The organism is Enterobacter chuandaensis, from assembly GCF_003594915.1.
GTDB lineage: Bacteria > Pseudomonadota > Gammaproteobacteria > Enterobacterales > Enterobacteriaceae > Enterobacter > Enterobacter chuandaensis.
On sequence record NZ_QZCS01000001.1, the window covers coordinates 41,802 to 59,267 of the forward strand.

Annotated in this window: 17 protein-coding genes; 10 read left to right on the plus strand and 7 right to left on the minus strand. The window is 55.6% G+C overall.

Translation table 11 applies throughout. From position 1 onward, the window contains the following. Window positions 1–96: 96 nt before the first annotated feature. On the minus strand, window positions 97–981 hold the full coding sequence (locus D5066_RS00195) for a LysR family transcriptional regulator (RefSeq protein WP_080327271.1): 885 nt from the start codon (window positions 979–981) through the stop codon (window positions 97–99). A 136-nt stretch (window positions 982–1,117) separates the two neighbouring features. Between D5066_RS00195 and D5066_RS00200 the strand changes: the two genes are divergently transcribed. Further along, on the plus strand, window positions 1,118–2,098 hold the full coding sequence (locus D5066_RS00200; protein WP_119914698.1) for an NAD(P)H-dependent flavin oxidoreductase: 981 nt from the start codon (window positions 1,118–1,120) through the stop codon (window positions 2,096–2,098). An 83-nt stretch (window positions 2,099–2,181) separates the two neighbouring features. Here the strand turns inward: D5066_RS00200 and umuC are convergent, their stop codons facing one another. After that, on the minus strand, window positions 2,182–3,444 hold the full coding sequence (gene umuC / locus D5066_RS00205) for a translesion error-prone DNA polymerase V subunit UmuC (RefSeq protein ID WP_119914699.1): 1,263 nt from the start codon (window positions 3,442–3,444) through the stop codon (window positions 2,182–2,184). Continuing rightward, on the minus strand, window positions 3,428–3,862 hold the full coding sequence (umuD, locus tag D5066_RS00210; protein WP_080327274.1) for a translesion error-prone DNA polymerase V autoproteolytic subunit: 435 nt from the start codon (window positions 3,860–3,862) through the stop codon (window positions 3,428–3,430). The genes umuC and umuD overlap by 17 nt, the downstream gene beginning before the upstream one ends. Window positions 3,863–4,185: 323 nt before the next feature. Here umuD and D5066_RS00215 point away from each other — a divergent pair, with 323 nt between their 5' ends. Next, a complete protein-coding gene (locus D5066_RS00215) occupies window positions 4,186–4,386 on the plus strand; it encodes a hypothetical protein (protein WP_080327276.1) in 201 nt (66 codons plus the stop codon). A gap of 46 nt (window positions 4,387–4,432) precedes the next feature. Here D5066_RS00215 and D5066_RS00220 read toward each other — a convergent pair whose 3' ends face one another. Further along, window positions 4,433–5,299: an aldo/keto reductase family oxidoreductase gene (locus D5066_RS00220; protein WP_119914700.1), complete on the minus strand. Its 867-nt coding sequence runs from the start codon at window positions 5,297–5,299 to the stop codon at window positions 4,433–4,435. A 143-nt stretch (window positions 5,300–5,442) separates the two neighbouring features. On the opposite strand from D5066_RS00220, the gene tcp reads away from it, so the two are divergent. Continuing rightward, a complete protein-coding gene (gene tcp, locus D5066_RS00225; protein WP_119914701.1) occupies window positions 5,443–7,104 on the plus strand; it encodes a methyl-accepting chemotaxis citrate transducer in 1,662 nt (553 codons plus the stop codon). A 27-nt stretch (window positions 7,105–7,131) separates the two neighbouring features. On the opposite strand, the gene smrA is transcribed toward tcp, so the two are convergent. Both smrA and D5066_RS00235 read right to left on the minus strand, forming a co-directional pair. Further along, complete coding sequence (gene smrA, locus D5066_RS00230) at window positions 7,132–7,695, minus strand: DNA endonuclease SmrA (RefSeq protein ID WP_119914702.1); 564 nt, start codon at window positions 7,693–7,695, stop codon at window positions 7,132–7,134. 355 nt (window positions 7,696–8,050) lie between these two features. Continuing rightward, a complete protein-coding gene (locus D5066_RS00235) occupies window positions 8,051–8,962 on the minus strand; it encodes a LysR family transcriptional regulator (RefSeq protein WP_080327280.1) in 912 nt (303 codons plus the stop codon). Between the two features lie 175 nt (window positions 8,963–9,137). Between D5066_RS00235 and D5066_RS00240 the strand changes: the two genes are divergently transcribed. The 7 genes from D5066_RS00240 (at window position 9,138) to uspE (ending at window position 16,312) form a co-directional block, all read left to right on the plus strand. Continuing rightward, window positions 9,138–10,448 carry a M20 family metallo-hydrolase gene (locus tag D5066_RS00240; RefSeq protein WP_119914703.1) on the plus strand — a complete coding sequence of 437 codons (1,311 nt, stop codon included), beginning with the start codon at window positions 9,138–9,140 and terminating at the stop codon, window positions 10,446–10,448. Beyond that, window positions 10,448–11,893 (plus strand): M20 family metallopeptidase, encoded by a 1,446-nt coding sequence (locus D5066_RS00245; RefSeq protein ID WP_119914704.1) that lies wholly within the window; start codon window positions 10,448–10,450, stop codon window positions 11,891–11,893. Before D5066_RS00240 ends, D5066_RS00245 begins: the two co-directional genes overlap by 1 nt. Window positions 11,894–11,934: 41 nt before the next feature. Beyond that, entirely contained in the window at window positions 11,935–13,461 is a 1,527-nt protein-coding gene (gene abgT, locus D5066_RS00250; protein ID WP_062935594.1) for a p-aminobenzoyl-glutamate transporter, read from the plus strand. Between the two features lie 10 nt (window positions 13,462–13,471). Continuing rightward, window positions 13,472–13,987, plus strand: coding sequence for a methylated-DNA--[protein]-cysteine S-methyltransferase (gene ogt / locus D5066_RS00255; protein ID WP_080327283.1), 516 nt, complete (start codon window positions 13,472–13,474; stop codon window positions 13,985–13,987). Window positions 13,988–14,170: 183 nt separating this feature from the next. After that, the gene (fnr, locus tag D5066_RS00260; protein ID WP_006174991.1) at window positions 14,171–14,923 is read left to right on the plus strand and encodes a fumarate/nitrate reduction transcriptional regulator Fnr; all 753 of its coding nucleotides are present in this window, start codon (window positions 14,171–14,173) and stop codon (window positions 14,921–14,923) included. Window positions 14,924–15,069: 146 nt separating this feature from the next. Then, window positions 15,070–15,252 (plus strand): hypothetical protein, encoded by a 183-nt coding sequence (locus D5066_RS00265; RefSeq protein WP_014883604.1) that lies wholly within the window; start codon window positions 15,070–15,072, stop codon window positions 15,250–15,252. A 109-nt stretch (window positions 15,253–15,361) separates the two neighbouring features. After that, window positions 15,362–16,312 carry a universal stress protein UspE gene (gene uspE / locus D5066_RS00270; RefSeq protein WP_028012944.1) on the plus strand — a complete coding sequence of 317 codons (951 nt, stop codon included), beginning with the start codon at window positions 15,362–15,364 and terminating at the stop codon, window positions 16,310–16,312. Between the two features lie 39 nt (window positions 16,313–16,351). On the opposite strand, the gene D5066_RS00275 is transcribed toward uspE, so the two are convergent. After that, a complete protein-coding gene (locus D5066_RS00275) occupies window positions 16,352–17,461 on the minus strand; it encodes a mechanosensitive ion channel family protein (protein ID WP_119914705.1) in 1,110 nt (369 codons plus the stop codon). Window positions 17,462–17,466: the final 5 nt, after the last annotated feature.

Sequence of the window (17,466 nt, forward strand, 5' to 3'; positions counted from 1 at the left end):
AAACTGCGCAAACGAACCCACGCCTCGCCTGCTGAATGCCATGGAACGGATTGGCGCGCGGTGTCATGAACGGGCGGCTCCTCTCCGGTGGCAGTTTTACACTAAACTTTCCAGCCACTCGGTAAAGGCCCGTACCTTGCGGGAGAGATGACGGTGTGGATAGAGAAGCGACAATTTACGATCCGGGGAGCGATGCTCCGGTAACACTTCAACCAGTTGGCCGCGGTCAATATAGGGCTGCAGAAAAAGATTCATTCCCTGTATTAACCCTAACCCGGCCAGGCCCGCCGCGATGTAGGCTTCGGAGTTATCCACGACCAGCTTGCCGGGCAGCGTTATTTCCGCAATGCCTTCTGGCGTAGTAAACGTCCAGGGTTGAATTTTTCTGCTGTTGTTATTAATCCAGTTGATGGCCTGATGTTTGTATAAATCATCCAGCGTTTCTGGCGTACCGTGTTTTGCCAGCCAGGCCGGGCTGGCACAGGTCGTGATGTTAATGTTCCCGATTTTGCGCGCGACATAGTCACCATCGTCCAGTTCCCCCACTCGCAGCACGCAGTCCAGGCCATCGCGCAGCATATCCCGACGGCGGTCAGAGCTGCTCAGTATGATGTCGATTTCAGGATGCTGCCGATAAAAATCCGGCAGGTTGGGTATGACCCTCAGCGCCGCAAAAGCGATGGGCATATCCACCCGCAACTGACCGTGTATTGCCCGGCCAGTGCCAAACGACTCCAGTAAATCGTCCGCCTGCGCCAGCAGGGGTTTACTTCGACGATAAAACGCCTCGCCGTCCGGCGTCAGGCTAATCCGCCGCGTTGTTCTCTGCAGCAAACGCGTGCCGCTGTGCTGCTCCAGATGCTGTAACGCTTTGGTGACCGCCGGACGGTGGATCTGCAGATTTTCCGCCGCCTGGGTCAGGCTGCCCGACTCGACAATTTCAATGAAAACTCTAATTGATTCAAAGAGATTTAGTTGCATTGGTTGTCTCTTTTTCCGTCACAGGAATGTCAGGATTATTACTTATTTTATAACAGTGATGAATCTTTTTGGCTGTTTTTCCTAACAATCTTCCGCCCTACACTCTCCTCCATTCAAACGTGAGGAATGTTCTGCTATGAAAAATAACCGTATCTGTCAGATCCTGGGTATCGGAAAGCCTGTTATTCAGGGGCCACTTTCCTGGCTCACCGATGCAAGGCTGGTCGCCGCCGTCAGCAATGCCGGAGGGCTCGGCGTGCTGGGGCCTAATGCCGGTTTAACCGCCGACACCGCGGTTTCCACGCCGGAAGAGACCGCCGAAAAAATGCGCGAAGAAATTCGCAAAACCAAACGGCTGACCGAAAAACCGTTTGGCGTGAACCTGATCCCCACGGCCGTTAATGACGTCTGGACTGGGCCTATCCTTCAGGTGGTGAAAGAAGAAGGCGTCAGAGCCGTTGTGTACACGGGCTATGGGGAAGGCAGCATTATTCCTGCGCTATTCAGTGAATTAAAAGAGGCGGGTATTGCCATTATCTACCGCGACATTAATCCCACCCCGGAAAACACCCGTCTCGCGGAAGACGCAGGGGCTGACATTATTGTGGCCACCGGTTTTGATGAAGGCGGTACCTTACCCGCAACGGCGCTTGGCACCTTTTCCATCGTGCCGCTGATTGCCGATGCCGTGAAGCACGTCCCGGTGATGGCTGCGGGCGGCATTACCGATAACCGCACCGCCAGAGCGGCGCATGCATTAGGTGCGGAAGGTGTGTTTGCCGGCTCGGTGTTTATCAGCACGGAAGAAAGCCGAGTGCCGCAGGAGGTCAAAGAAAAAATTGTTGCCGCCAACGGCCTGGACCTGCTGCTTTTCCGCACTGTCCCCCACTACTATCGTTCTCTCCCCGGCAAGCTGGCGGAAAAACTGGCGGCGATGGATAAAGCTGGCGCAAGCAATGAAGCGCTGGGCAAGGCGATGGGAGGATTACGGGGCCTGCGCCTGGGCATGCTGGAAAATAATACCGATGAAGGTTATATCGCGCTCGGCACGGGGATCGGGAATATCCGCAGCGTGAGAAGCGTGGCTGAGGTTGTCGATGCGTTAACGGTTGAGTAAGCCCTTAACCCTAATGCTATGGACGCTGCACAGAAGCGGCGTCCGTAAACCGTCTTCGGCTCTTTGTCACACATAGCCGCCTTTCATCTCGCTACCGGCAAATCCGCGTACCGCGTCGTATAGGCCGGTGACAGCATCTCGCGTTTCATCGCCCAGGCTTTCTCAATCCCCTGCCCGGCAAACCATATTTTTCCTTTGCCGGAATGATTTACGCTGTCGATCGTCGCCATCAGCGCCGCGCTGTTGGCGCTCGGGCGGTTATCGTCAAACAAATTCAGTTGGGCAACGCCGCTGCTGAAAAAGTCTGCCAGCATCACCCCCGCTTTCATATAGCGATATCCGTCAAGCCAGATACGACCCAGCGCCTCCGTGGCGGCACGGATGATATCGCGCGAATCATTGGTGGGCGTCATCAGGGTGACGGAAGCCTGGTTGCCGTAATAAATTTCGTTGTCCGCGTGTGGGCTGGTGCGCACAAACACGCTGATAAAGCGGCAATATTGATGCTCGCCGCGCAGTTTTTCCGCAGCACGTTCCGCATAGGCGCAAATGGCCTGATGCATCTCCTCGTATTGCGTTATACGGTGCCCAAACGAACGGCTACAGATAATTTGCTGCTTCGTGGGGGTAAACTCTTCCAGATCGAGGCAAGGCTCACCGCGAAGCTCGCGCGCCGTGCGCTCCATTACCACGTTAAAATGTTTGCGGATGACCCAGGATGACGCTTCCGCCAGCTCCAGCGCCGTGGTTATCCCCATCGCGTTAAGCTTTTTCGTGATGCGTCGTCCTACGCCCCACACCTCCTCCACCGGAACCTTCGCCAGCAGTTTACGCTGCCGTTCACGATCCGAGAGATCGACCACGCCACCGGTGGCTGACCACCGCTTCGCCGCATAGTTGGCCAGCTTCGCCAGCGTTTTGGTCGGCGCAATCCCGACGCCAACGGTTAAGCCCGTATTTTTAAAGACCTGCGTGCGCATCTGGTGGCCGAATGCGTCCAGCGACATGCAGTTGCTGACCCCCGAAACGTTCACGAATGCTTCATCAATGGAGTAGATCTCAATGGCCGGCGCGAGATCGGTCAGCGTCTGCATCACCCGGCTGCTGAGATCGGCATACAGCGCATAGTTCGAGCTAAAGACGTAAACCCGTGACGGATAACTCTTCTCTTTGAATTTAAAATAGGGTTCACCCATTTTTATGCCGAACTGCTTTGCCTCCCGCGACAGCGAAATAATGCAGCCGTCGTTGTTGGACACCACCACGATGGGCTTATCCACCAGATCGGGGCGAAATACCCTCTCGCAGGAGGCATAGAAGCTATTTACATCAACCAGCGCGAACATGTTTATGCGTTTTGAGAGTGTGGGTGACGACGCCGAAGATTTGCAGCTCCTCTTCGGACTGAAAGGCGATCGGCTGATAGCGGGCATTACGCGGCAGCAGCCGCAGAACCGGGCGGGTCTGTAGCTCTTTCACCGTAAACTCACCGCCGACCGACGCCACGACGATATCCCCATGTTCGGCATTTAACGAACGATCGACCACCAGCAGATCACCGTCGCTAATCCCCGCGCCGATCATGGAGTCCCCGCTCACTTTGATAAAGTAGGTCGCGCTGGGGTGCCTGACTGCCAGCCGGTTAAGATCGAGACGATCCTCCACATAATCCTGCGCAGGGCTTGGAAAGCCACAGGCAACACGTTCTAAAAATAAAGGTAATTCAATGATTTGTTTTGGTTGATAAGAAAAGAGAGTGTCCATGATGCCTTTCCTGCCAGATACTGTATATAAATACAGTATTACGGATTATGGACAAGGATCAAGGTCATTTCCGGAGGCGCACCCAAACGCGTTGAAGTTTGAGCGGATTTTATTTGGCAACATCCACTGCGGGTCACCCGCTCTATGATTTTTAATACCCCACCTAAAAGTCACACATAAGTCACGACCAAATCACTTTGCTATGACTTATAAATAAGATAGCAAAAATAAAATCACTATTAACACACTATATATTGACTTTATTGTGATAAAAAAGCATATTCATCGCACGAATTATTAAGACTTCCCGGAGGACGTTTCCTGTGCCAGCTCGTGACTATCCTGACAAGCGCGTTGCCCGCGGTTTAGCCAAGGAGGCCGATCTCAGAATGTTCAGCGCCCGCATCGAGGCTGACCTGATGGAATACATCAGAATCACCGCCTTTGAGACGCGTAAAAGTAAGCAGGAAATTGTGGCGGAGGCCTTAGCGCTTCACAGACAGATAAGTCAACGAGAAGTCTGAAAAAGCAAAGCCCGGAAGTGCCCTTCCGGCTTTGCCCATGTCGCAATTAGTCCATCAGCGCGTTCAGTTTTTCCAGCGCTGCGGGCGGTAACTGCAGTTCTCCCGCCGCGAGGTTTTGCCGCAGATGCGCCACCGAAGAGGTGCCGGGGATCAGCAGGATATTTGGAGAACGTTGCAGCAACCATGCCAGCGCAACCTGCATCGCCGTTGCGCCCAGGGAATCCGCGACGGCCTGCAGGCCGGTGGACTGCAGTGGCGTGAAGCCTCCCAACGGGAAGAACGGCACATACGCAATCCCCTGCTGCGCCAGTAAATCCACCAGCGCATCGTCGCCGCGGTTCACAATATTGTACATGTTCTGCACGCAGACGATCTGCACCATCTTCCGCGCCTCTGCCACCTGCGTGGCCGTGACGTTGCTCAGACCAATGTGGCGTACCAGCCCTTGCTGCTGTAATTCTGCGAGGGTGGAAAGCGGTTCCGCGATCGATCCTTCCGCAGGGCCATGTGCGCTGAACATGATCCGCAGGTTCACCACGTCCAGCACATCCAGCTTCAGGTTGCGCAGGTTGTCATGCACCGCCTGGGTCAACTCCTGCGCGGAAAAGGCCGGCAGCCAGGCCCCTTTGTCATCGCGGCGAGCGCCGATCTTGGTGACGAGGGTGAGATCGTCCCGGTAAGGATGAAGCGCCTCGCAGATCAGCTGGTTCGTCACATGCGGGCCGTAAAAATCGCTGGTATCAATATGGTTCACTCCCGCCGCCACGGCTTCGCGCAGCACCTCCAGTGCGGCTTGCTTATCCTTCGGTGGGCCAAATACGCCCGGCCCGGCAAGCTGCATCGCCCCGTAGCCCAGTCGTTTAACCGTCCGCGTTCCAAGCGCGTACGTTCCGCTTCTATCAATGCCGCTCATGTTGACCTTCCTCATAAAAATGATCCGGATTTACAACAGGTTCCTGACCGGAGCCCGGAGTTAAGCGCGAGTTAAATTAAAGTTTAAATTCTATACGACGATAGTATGGGTGTACCTCTGCATCTTTTTAACGGACGACCGCTATGCTGAAAAATCTGCACGTGATTACCGGTATTATCTTTGCCCTCACCATATTCTGTCTGCTGCAAGTTGTCACGGGAGGGTTGTTCTACTCTGCCGTCAGCAACGATCGCCATAACTTCCAGAACTCCGGCGTGCTGAATGCCCAGCAGGAAAGCCTGAGCGACAGCGTGAACACGCTGGTAAAAACACGCGTTACCGTTACCCGCGTGGCGATCCGCTACCTGAAGAACCAGCGCGACCCGGCGTCCCTTGCCGCGATTAACAAACTGCTGGGCACCGCAGGCGACTCGCTGGCTAAAGCTGAAGCCTATAACAAAGAATGGCAGAAAATGCCGCAGGTTAACGGCCAGAATGCGGCATTAACCGACGAGATGCAGAAGTCATGGAATCAGATGCACGAGGTGATGCGTTTGTCGATTGAGTACCTGCGCGCCGACAACTACCAGGCCTATGGCGATCTGGACGCTCAGCAGGCCCAGGACGACATGGAAGCGGTCTATAACCGCTGGCGTGCCGAGAACAACACGCTGCTGAAGGCGGCAACCGAAGAGAACCAGAGCAGCTTCACGCAGATGCAGTGGACGCTGGCAGCCATTTTCCTGGCCGTTATCGCCGTGCTGGTGGTGATCTGGCAGGGTTTACAGCACCTGCTGTTAAAGCCGCTCAACACCATCATGAACCATATTCGCGCCATTGCGGGAGGCGACCTGACGCAGAATATCGCCCTCTCTGGTCGTAATGAGATGGGGCAACTGGCGGCTGGCCTGCATGAGATGCAGCAGTCGCTGGTGACGACCGTCAGCGCCGTACGCGGCAGCACCGACTCCATCTACACCGGCGCGGGTGAAATCGCCGCCGGAAGCAACGATCTCTCCGCCCGCACCGAAGAGCAGGCCTCCTCGCTCGAAGAGACTGCCGCCAGCATGGAAGAGCTGACCGCAACGGTTAAACAAAACTCCGATAATGCCCGTCAGGCGACGCTGCTGGCGAAAAACGCCTCAGAAACGGCGGCTCGCGGCGGCCACGTCGTGGATAACGTGGTGCGCACCATGAACGAAATTGCCGACAGTTCGCAGCAGATTGCGCACATTACCGGCGTGATTGACAGCATTGCGTTCCAGACCAACATTCTGGCGCTTAACGCCGCGGTAGAAGCGGCCCGTGCGGGCGAGCAAGGCCGCGGATTTGCGGTTGTTGCGGGTGAAGTCCGTACGCTGGCCAGCCGCAGCGCGCAGGCGGCGAAAGAGATCAAAGGACTTATCGAGAACTCCGTCAGCCGGGTGAACACCGGTTCTGAGCAGGTCAGCGAAGCGGGCGCGACCATGAAGGAGATTGTCGCCGCCGTCACCCGCGTCACCGATATCATGGGCGAGATTTCGTCCGCATCGGATGAACAGAGCCGCGGAATTGAGCAGGTGAGCCTGGCCGTGTCGCAGATGGACAGCGTGACGCAGCAAAACGCCGCGCTGGTGCAGCAGTCCGCCACGGCGGCAGCGGCGCTGGAAGATCAGTCCGAACAGCTGCGCCAGGCCGTGGCCGCGTTTCGTCTGAACGGTAAAGCAAACGCCACCGCCCCGCGCCCGGCCAATGTGAAAACGCCGCAGCTGTTACGCCCGGCAACGGCTAACGCCACCCCTGACAGTAACTGGGAAACGTTCTAAGCCACAGGCGGGCGAGGATATCGCCCGCTAACGGCTGCGCTTGGCGTGCCGTTCCCAGTTCTCCTGCTTCGCTTCGTCGGATTTTCTCAGGGAAACATAGCAAGCTCCGCTGCCGCCATGATGCGGCAGCGCCACGCAGAACGCCTGCACTTCCTCGAACTCGGTTAGCCAGCGTGCCAGATAGCTACGTACCACATTAGGATGCGAATTCTGCTCGCGCCCTTTCCCGTGAATAACGATCAGGTTACGTAATCCGTCACGACTGGCCTGGCGAATAAAGGAATACAGCATCTGGCGGCAGCGTTCAGCCGGCTGACGTAACAGATTTAAGCTGGCCTGGCGGGAATATTTACCGGAACGCAGCTTATCAATAACGCCCTGCTGAACGCCTTCACGCCGGAACGCCAACGGATCGTCAAGCGGCAGTAACTCAAGGAAGCCCAGGGTCAGAAAGTTGTCGAGCTGTTCGGTATTGATGTCCTGGCGAGCCCGGGTATTACGGCTTTGCTGCCAGTGGATATCGGTGCAGCGTTTCAGGGGCTGGACATCCTCCATGGCGTCAAGAAAAAGGGATTTGTCGTCAGGGTTCATGGAAATCCTCCGGCTACATCTGGCCCTGTACTATACCTGCGCCAGACAGGTGTCTCAATAACCCTGACAGGACGCAGGGCGTGAAAAATATTAACCTGATGAATATATATAGTAGTTATAAAACTCACTTAAACCTGACTTAACTAAAATTTCATCAAAACTGAAATAAGTGATTTACGTTAAAATTTTGTAAAATCAACAACTCTCTTTCCTTTCATTTTTCGGGAAAGGTGTTATAACTACATTAACCTGCCCCATGGATATAATACTCAGGACTTGCGAAAGGACGCACTGCTGTGTGTACTGTAGGGTCTGTCTGATGTCGGACAGACTCTGTTTTTTTATTCTGTGGATTTCACCCGGTAATTATTTTCCTAGCTTCCCTTCTGAATTGCGTAATTAATGATTCGGCAAGGGGCGTCTGGCGTGAATCACGGCGCTGAATTAAATAATATGTTGCTTTTGGAAGCGATTCGGCAACCGGCAGAATGACCAGACGGTGCGCCAGCAGCGGGTCACAGCCCAATTCCTGCGGCAGGATGCTTAAAAAATCACTCTGCGCGACAAGGCTAATACAGGAGGAAAAGGTTTCGCATACCACACCAATTTGCGGTATTTGTGAGCGGTGGCGAAATAGATCTTCTAATTGCTTATAATAACTTCCCCGCGGCGTTGGCATTGTCCAGTTATAATGCAGCAGATCGTTAATAGATGTTGCCCCTGTCGCCGGATGCCCTTCCCGGCAAAATACCGCAAACGGTTTTTCGAAGAGTTTTTCAAACGTAAACTCATGGTCATAAGGCCCCTGATAATAGGTGTTGATGGTGAAGTCCAGTTCGCCCTGGCGTAATTCATTGATCATCGACACCAGCTGACCTTCCATAATTCGCACTTTAACCTGCGGGTGCTGGGCGTGGAAACGGGTGATGACGGCGGGCATCAGGCTGCGTGACACGCTGGCCCCCATCCCGATATTGATCTGCCCGGCCAGATCCCCCTGCCGCTGGCGAATGTCATCCTGCGCCGCACGCAGCTCTTCCAGAATCAGCCTGGCGCGCTGGTAAAACCCTTCCCCGCACTCGGTCAGCGCAACGCCTTTACTCCGGCGCACAAAAAGCTGCGCCGCCATGCCCTCCTCCAGCTCTTTGATGGATTTGGTCAGCGCTGGCTGCGAGAGATTCAATGTCCGGCTGGCACCGCGAATGCTGCCCTGACGCGCCACTTCAACAAACGCCCGGATTTGATGAAATTTAATCTGAAATGACATAGCTCAACCGATAACCGTTGTTTATCAGAGTAAAGAAACTGTCATCTACTTTAATGGAAAGGGATGTGCGAGGGTAATTCCTGAACGGTTAAAACTGTGAAAAAACGGTTAGTGATAAGTAAAAACTATCACAGCGTGAAGCAGTTCACATTTTTTAATGATGACAGGAACAGATATGGACACACTGGCGCAGTACATCCAGACATTATCCCCCCAACTGATCGCATGGCGTCGCGATTTTCACCATTTTGCGGAATCCGGCTGGGTAGAGTTCCGTACCGCCGCGAAGGTCGCGGAAATCCTCGACTCCCTGGGTTACGAACTGGCGATGGGTCGCGACGTGGTCGATGCCGAAAGCCGTATGGGGCTGCCCGATAACGCCACCCTGGAAAAAGAGTTTGCCCGCGCGCGCGCGCAGGGCGCGCCTGAGAAATGGCTGGCGCCGTTTGAAGGCGGATTTACCGGCATTGTGGCGACCCTGAATACCGGCCGCCCTGGCCCGACGCTGGCGTTTCGCGTCGACATGGATGCCCTGGATTTAAGCGAAGCGCTCGACGACAGCCATCGCCCGTTCCGCGACGGTTTTGCCTCCTGCAACGCGGGAATGATGCACGCCTGCGCGCACGACGGCCACACCACCATTGGTCTGGGGCTGGCAAAGGTGCTTAAGCAGAACGAAGCGCAGCTCAACGGTACCATCAAGCTGATCTTCCAGCCTGCCGAAGAAGGCACCCGCGGCGCGCGCGCCATGGTCGCCGCCGGGGCGCTGGACGGCGTGGACTATTTTACCGCCATCCATATAGGTACCGGCGTCCCCGCCGGAACGGCGATCTGCGGCAGCGATAACTTTATGGCGACGACAAAATTCGACGTGCGCTTTACCGGCGTTGCCGCACACGCGGGCGGCAAACCGGAGGACGGACGTAACGCCCTGCTTGCCGCCGCGCAGGCCACCCTCGCCCTGCATAGCATCGCCCCGCACAGCGAAGGCGCTTCCCGGGTCAACGTCGGAGTGATACAGGCCGGTAGCGGACGCAACGTAGTGCCCGCCAATGCCCTGATCAAGGTTGAAACCCGCGGTGAAAGCGAAGCCATTAACCAGTATGTCTTTGAACGCGCGCAGGCGGTCATTACTGGTGCGGCCGCGCTCTACGGCGTGAGTGCCGAAATGCGCCTGATGGGAGCCGCCACCTCCAGCGCGCCGACGCCGGCCTGGGTTGATTACCTGCGTGAACAGGCGAGCCAGGTTTCCGGAATTGTACACGCAATCGATAAGGTGAAAGCACCGGCAGGCTCTGAAGACGCCACGCTAATGATGGCCCGCGTGCAGCAAAACGGCGGCATGGCGTCGTATATGGTTTTCGGCACGGATTTGAGCGCAGGGCATCACAACGAAAAATTTGACTTCGATGAGCAGGTCATGGTTATCGCCATCGAAACACTGGCGCGAACTGCGCTTAATTTCCCGTGGACGCGAGGTGTGTAATGCAGGAGAACTACGCTTTTATTGCCGATGCCATCGACACGCGATGTCAGACGTTAACCGATATTGCCGACGCGATTTGGGATCGTCCCGAGACCCGCTTTGAAGAGTTCTGGTCCGCCGAACGACTCGCCAGCGAGCTGGAAGCAGAAGGCTTTACGCTGACCCGCGAGGCTGGCGGTATCCCCAACGCGTTTATTGCCAGCTTCGGCAGCGGAAAACCGGTTATCGCTCTGCTGGGCGAATACGACGCACTGGCCGGGCTAAGCCAGCAGGCGCACTGCGCGACGGCGCAATCCGCCACGCCAGGAGCCAACGGCCACGGTTGCGGGCATAACCTGTTGGGCACTGCGGCGCTTGCGGGCGCGGTAGCGGTGAAAAGCTGGCTGGAACAGCACGGCGGCAGCGGAACGGTGCGTTTTTACGGCTGTCCGGGTGAGGAAGGCGGATCCGGGAAAACCTTTATGGTGCGCGAAGGTCTGTTTGATGACGTCGATGCCGCCGTGACCTGGCACCCGGAGGCCTTCGCGGGAATGTTTAACGTCAGCACGCTGGCGAATATTCAGGCAGCCTGGCGTTTTCAAGGGGTGGCGGCGCACGCGGCCAACTCGCCCCATTTAGGGCGCAGCGCACTGGATGCCGTAACGCTGATGACCACCGGCACCAACTTCCTCAACGAACACATCATCGAGAAAGCGCGCGTCCATTACGCCATCACCGACACCGGCGGGATTTCGCCCAACGTGGTTCAGGCTCAAGCCGAGGTGCTGTACCTGATCCGCGCCCCGGAGATGGCTGACGCGCAGCAGATCTACGAACGCATCGAGAAAATCGCCCAGGGCGCGGCGATGATGACCGAAACCACCGTGGAATGCCGCTTTGATAAGGCCTGCTCCAGCTACTTGCCGAACCGCACGCTTGAGGCGGCGATGTACCGCGCGTTGCAGCACTACGGCACGCCGGAGTGGACCGATGAAGAGCGCGACTTTGCCCGCGAAATCCGCGCTACGCTGACGCCCAACGATCTGCAGAACAGCCTGAAAAACATTGCCGCAACGGGGGGAGAAGCAGGCAAAGCCTTTGCTCGCCGCCATCAGGAGACGCTGCTGGTGGATGAAGTCGCACCCTATGCTATCACCGACAACGTGCTGGCTGGCTCCACGGACGTGGGCGACGTCAGCTGGAAAATGCCGGTCGCCCAGTGCTTCAGCCCTTGCTTTACCGTCGGCACGCCGCTGCACACCTGGCAACTGGTGGCGCAGGGGCGTACCTCCATTGCCCACAAAGGCATGCTGCTGGCCGGAAAAGTGATGGGCGCGACCGCGCTTAATCTGCTGCAGGATGCTGATCTGTTGAAAAAATGCCGTGAAGAGTTCGAACAACAAATTGAAGAAAAACCGTACGCGTGTCCGATCCCACAGGGCGTGACGCCGTCACCTTTAAAATAAAAAAACACAACACAACAACACAACACTCCCGAGGAACGCCCATGAGTATGTCATCCATACCTTCGCATTCCCCATCCGGTAAGCTCTATGGCTGGGTTGAAAGGATCGGCAATAAAGTGCCGCACCCTTTCCTGCTGTTTATCTATCTGATTGTGATTTTGATGGTCGCTACTGCTGTACTTTCGGCTTTTGACGTCAGCGTGCGCAGCCCGGCCGACGGCAGCCTGGTGGCGGTAAAAAACCTGCTCAGTGTTGACGGACTGCACTGGTTTTTACCGAACGTGATCAAAAACTTCAGCGGTTTCGCCCCGCTGGGGGCCATTCTGGCGCTGGTGCTGGGCGCCGGGCTGGCTGAACGCGTGGGCTTATTACCCGCGCTGATGGTAAAAATGGCGTCGCACGTCAGCGCGCGTTACGCGAGCTATATGGTGCTGTTTATCGCCTTCTTCAGCCACATTTCGTCCGATGCCGCGCTGGTGATTATGCCGCCGATGGGGGCGCTGATCTTCCTCGCCGTCGGACGTCATCCCGTGGCGGGCCTGCTGTCGGCCATTGCAGGCGTGGGCTGCGGATTTACCGCCAACCTGCTGATCGTCACCACCGACGTGCTGCTCTCGGGCATCAGTACGGAGGCGGCGAAAACCATTGATGCGGCCATGCACGTCAGCGTGATCGACAACTGGTACTTTATGGCGAGCTCTGTGATTGTTCTGACAATTGTCGGTGGGCTGATTACCGATAAGATCGTCGAGCCGCGTCTGGGCAAATGGGAAGGCCGTAGCGATGAAAAGCTGGAGACGTTGAGCAAAGAGCAACGCTTCGGCCTGCGCGTGGCCGGGCTGGTTTCGCTGGCGTTTATCGCGCTGGTGGCGCTGATGGTGGTGCCGGAAAACGGCATTCTGCGCGATCCGGTTAAACATACCGTCCTGCCCTCGCCGTTTATACAGGGCATCGTGCCGCTGATTATTCTCTTCTTCTTTGTCGTTTCGCTCGCCTACGGTATCGCCACCGGCAAAATCCGCCGTCAGGGCGATCTGCCGCAGTTGATGATCGAGCCAATGAAAGAGATGGCGGGCTTTATCGTGATGGTGTTCCCGCTGGCGCAGTTCGTGGCGATGTTTAACTGGAGCAACATGGGCAAGTTTATGGCCGTGGGCCTGACCGACGCGCTGGAGGCTGCCGGACTAAGCGGCGTACCGGCGTTTGTTGGTCTGGCGCTGCTGTCATCCCTGCTGTGCATGTTTATTGCCAGCGGCTCCGCCATCTGGTCAATTCTGGCGCCGATCTTCGTGCCGATGTTTATGATGCTCGGGTTCCACCCGGCGTTTGCCCAGATCCTGTTCCGCATCGCGGACTCCTCGGTGATCCCGCTGGCGCCCGTCTCACCTTTCGTTCCGCTGTTTTTAGGCTTCCTGCAGCGCTATAAACCGGAGGCCAAACTGGGTACCTACTATTCGCTGGTTTTACCCTACCCGCTTATCTTTTTAGGGGTATGGCTGGTGATGCTGGTGGCATGGTATCTTGTCGGCCTGCCGATTGGGCCGGGGATATACCCGAGGCTAAACTAAAGGAATGACGATGCTGAGATTACTCGAAGATAAAATTGCGACGCCGCTCGGGCCGCTGTGGGTTATCGCGGATGAGACATTCAATCTGCGCGCCGTTGAGTGGGAAGAGCACAGCGACCGCATGGAAGAACTGCTTAATATTCATTACCGCGCACAGGGTTATGAACGCATCAGCGCCACCAACCCTGGCGGGCTGAGTGACAAGCTGGCGGCGTATTTCGAAGGCGATCTCAGCATCATTGATACTCTGCCAACCGCCACGGCAGGCACGCCTTTTCAGCGTGAAGTGTGGCAAGCGCTGCGGGCGATCCCGTGTGGACAGGTCATGCATTATGGCCAACTCGCAGAGCAGCTAGGCCGCGCAGGCGCCGCACGCGCGGTGGGTGCCGCCAACGGCTCCAATCCGGTCAGCATTGTGGTTCCCTGCCATCGCGTCATTGGCCGCAACGGCACCATGACCGGCTATGCCGGTGGCGTACAGCGCAAGGAGTGGTTACTGCGTCACGAAGGGTATCTCTTGCTGTAGATTCCAGGCTTTTTGTGCTTAATTTTCTACTGGTTAGGCCCAAAATCCATAAGCAAGCTGTGGAATTTCAAGAAGATGGCAACACGTTGCCATCTCTTGTCCTTATTGATGGTTTGTCAGGCTTACGTACTTACCAAAAAGATGTTAAAATTGACCAATATCAATTAAGGCTTGAGCAAACCTATGATCCCGGAAAAGCGAATTATACGACGCATTCAGTCTGGCGGTTGTGCTATCCATTGCCAGGATTGCAGCATCAGCCAGCTCTGTATCCCGTTTACCCTGAATGAGCATGAACTCGATCAGCTTGATAACATCATCGAGCGCAAAAAACCTATTCAGAAAGGGCAGACGCTGTTTAAAGCGGGAGACGAACTGAAATCGCTCTATGCTATCCGTTCTGGCACCATCAAGAGCTACACCATCACCGAACAGGGTGACGAGCAGATCACCGGCTTCCATCTGGCAGGCGATCTGGTGGGCTTTGATGCCATCGGCACTGGCCACCACCCGAGCTTTGCTCAGGCACTCGAAACCTCTATGGTTTGTGAAATCCCGTTTGAAACGCTGGACGATCTGTCCGGTAAGATGCCTAACCTGCGTCAGCAGATGATGCGTCTGATGAGCGGTGAGATCAAAGGCGATCAGGACATGATTCTTCTGCTTTCTAAAAAGAATGCAGAAGAGCGCCTGGCCGCGTTTATCTATAACCTCTCCCGCCGCTTCGCCGAGCGTGGTTTCTCGCCGCGTGAATTCCGTCTGACCATGACCCGTGGCGATATCGGTAACTACCTGGGCCTGACCGTTGAGACCATCAGCCGTCTGCTGGGCCGTTTCCAGAAGAGCGGAATGCTGGCCGTTAAGGGTAAATACATCACTATCGAAAACGGCGAAGCACTGGCTGTTCTTGCCGGGCACGCCCGCAACGTGGCGTAACTCTCCGCATGTTGATAACCAGACTGATACATTCTCGTGATTTATTGGTCTGGTATAATCACTTCCGTTTCAAGACATTTTCACCGTAGCACGTCCCCGCACAGCACCTGAAAGGTTGTCGTTGAGGTTATGAATTGAGAGAAAGTTTGTTTTTCGTTTCAGTCGTGATTGCCTCAGTGACCTTTATCTTCATCTGGATCATGCTTGTCGGCCCGATGAAGGGTGAGGAAAAAACCTACGTTCAGGATTCCACAACGTTCGCGATAGCGGTGATGGTGCTGCTGTTCATTGCGTTTATCGCGGTAACAACCACCGTGCTTTTCCTCTGATAAATTTTCATGAATTATTGATCTGGCAAAAGCTCCCCTCTGTTTCATTCAGGATATATAGGTTACTCTTTTAATTACAGACTGTGGTGACAGTAGTAAGGAGACCTGTATGGCCAAGTATCAAAACATGCTGGTAGCTATCGATCCGAATCAGGACGATCAGCCAGCATTACGACGTGCTGTGTATTTACATCAACGGATTGGTGGCAAAATCAAAGCGTTTTTGCCGATCTATGACTTCTCGTATGAGATGACCACCCTTCTGTCGCCTGACGAGCGCACCGCTATGCGTCAGGGCGTCATCAGCCAGCGTACCGCGTGGATCCGTGAACAGGCGAAGTATTACCTGGAAGCGGGAGTGCCTATTGATATTAAAGTGGTCTGGCATAACCGACCTTTTGAAGCCATTATCCAGGAAGTTGTTGCCGGTGGGCACGACCTGCTGCTGAAGATGGCGCACCAGCACGATAAGCTGGAGTCCGTGATCTTTACCCCGACCGACTGGCATTTGTTGCGTAAATGCCCTTGCCCGGTCTGGATGGTGAAAGACCAGCCGTGGCCTGAAGGCGGGAAAGCCGTTGTGGCGGTTAACCTGGCGAGCGAAGAGGATTACCACAATTCCCTCAACGAGAAGCTCGTGAAGGAGACCATCCAGCTTGCCGATCAGGTTAACCATACCGAAGTGCATCTGGTGGGAGCCTATCCAGTTACCCCGATCAATATCGCCATCGAGCTGCCGGAGTTTGACCCGAGCGTCTATAACGACGCGATCCGCGGTCAGCACCTGCTGGCGATGAAAGCGCTGCGCCAGAAGTTCAGCATTGATGAGAACATGACGCACGTGGAAAAAGGGCTGCCTGAAGAGGTGATCCCGGATTTAGCCGAGCATCTGCAGGCCGGGATTGTGGTGCTGGGCACCATTGGCCGGACCGGTATTTCTGCCGCCTTCCTCGGTAATACCGCCGAACAGGTGATCGACCATCTGCGCTGTGACCTGCTGGTCATTAAGCCGGATGAGTATCAGACGCCGATTGAGCTGGACGACCCGGAAGACGATTAACGTAAACATCAAGCCCGCCGCTCCGGCGGGCTTTTTTTATCAGCTCTCCATTACCGGTTTCGGCTGTTCACCTGACGCCTCCTGCATCCACGGCGCGTGCAATACCATACTGGGCAGCGCCAGCTTAATCTCCTGGGCGTTCAGCCCTTCAAGAATACGGATATTGATCTCCTGCTGGATGTCCATGTATTTGTTGTAATCCGCGGTATTAACAATATGGACGACTTCAAACGTCAGGCGGTCGCGGTCGAATCCCAGAAAATGGGCGCGATCGAATTTTGTCTCACCGACATCGGTAATGATCTGCCTGACCATATCCCCCACGTAGCGCAGCTTTTCGGGCGGCGTGTCGCTGGCAACACCAAAGGTGAAGACGATGCGGCGCGTCTGCATGCGTTTGTAGTTGTGAAGCGTCTGCTGAAGCAAAATGGCGTTACCGCAGACAATCTGCTCCCCGCTCAGGCTGCGGATACGGGTCGTTTTCAGGCCAATGTGCTCTACCGTCCCCGCCACGTCGTTGAACACCACAAAATCGCCAATTTCGAACGGCTTATCAAAACCGATAGACAGTGAGGCAAACACGTCACTGAGGATCGTTTGTACGGCGAGGGCGATGGCAATACCCCCTACCCCAAGGCTGGCAACCAGAGCAGTGATGTTGACGCCCGCGTTAGCAAGGATAGACAGCAGCATCACTGACCAGACGATGGCACGGAGAATAAGCCCCGTGATCACCAGCGTGACCGGGTTTTTATGGCTTCCCGGCGCCAGCATGACGTGACGAAGCCACGACACAACCCCTTGATCCATCCACAGCGCCACCTGGATAGCGAAAACCAGGAACCAGGCGTGGCTGACGGTGCCAAAAAGATGATCGGGTAAGTCAACAAAACGCAGGCTGAAGAGCAGCGCCACCACAAACAGCAGGAAGCGGCTGGTGCGGTTAAGCATTTCGGTCAGGATAAAACGCATCCGGCTGGTGGTCGGGTGCTTGTCGCCCCAGGTGGTGATCCCTTTCTTAACGAACGCGATCAGGCGCGTCAGCAGCCAGTACACCAGCAGCGTCACAAAGACAACCGTGGCGGCGCCTATCCAGAATGTCGGCGTCATCATCAACGCAATGATGTCGAAGCGGGACAGAAAATGCATTACAC

Excerpts from the sequence above, each read along its gene's own strand:
- umuC (WP_119914699.1), bottom strand. The coding sequence starts at position 3,444 with ATGTTCGCGCTGGTTGATGTAAATAGCTTCTATGCCTCCTGCGAGAGG.
- uspE (WP_028012944.1), top strand. The coding sequence starts at position 15,362 with ATGGCCAAGTATCAAAACATGCTGGTAGCTATCGATCCGAATCAGGAC.
- D5066_RS00240 (WP_119914703.1), top strand. The coding sequence starts at position 9,138 with ATGGACACACTGGCGCAGTACATCCAGACATTATCCCCCCAACTGATC.
- D5066_RS00200 (WP_119914698.1), top strand. The coding sequence starts at position 1,118 with ATGAAAAATAACCGTATCTGTCAGATCCTGGGTATCGGAAAGCCTGTT.
- D5066_RS00245 (WP_119914704.1), top strand. The coding sequence starts at position 10,448 with ATGCAGGAGAACTACGCTTTTATTGCCGATGCCATCGACACGCGATGT.
- abgT (WP_062935594.1), top strand. The coding sequence starts at position 11,935 with ATGAGTATGTCATCCATACCTTCGCATTCCCCATCCGGTAAGCTCTAT.
- fnr (WP_006174991.1), top strand. The coding sequence starts at position 14,171 with ATGATCCCGGAAAAGCGAATTATACGACGCATTCAGTCTGGCGGTTGT.
- umuD (WP_080327274.1), bottom strand. The coding sequence starts at position 3,862 with ATGGACACTCTCTTTTCTTATCAACCAAAACAAATCATTGAATTACCT.
- smrA (WP_119914702.1), bottom strand. The coding sequence starts at position 7,695 with ATGAACCCTGACGACAAATCCCTTTTTCTTGACGCCATGGAGGATGTC.
- D5066_RS00275 (WP_119914705.1), bottom strand. The coding sequence starts at position 17,461 with ATGCATTTTCTGTCCCGCTTCGACATCATTGCGTTGATGATGACGCCG.
- D5066_RS00195 (WP_080327271.1), bottom strand. The coding sequence starts at position 981 with ATGCAACTAAATCTCTTTGAATCAATTAGAGTTTTCATTGAAATTGTC.
- ogt (WP_080327283.1), top strand. The coding sequence starts at position 13,472 with ATGCTGAGATTACTCGAAGATAAAATTGCGACGCCGCTCGGGCCGCTG.
- D5066_RS00235 (WP_080327280.1), bottom strand. The coding sequence starts at position 8,962 with ATGTCATTTCAGATTAAATTTCATCAAATCCGGGCGTTTGTTGAAGTG.
- tcp (WP_119914701.1), top strand. The coding sequence starts at position 5,443 with ATGCTGAAAAATCTGCACGTGATTACCGGTATTATCTTTGCCCTCACC.
- D5066_RS00220 (WP_119914700.1), bottom strand. The coding sequence starts at position 5,299 with ATGAGCGGCATTGATAGAAGCGGAACGTACGCGCTTGGAACGCGGACG.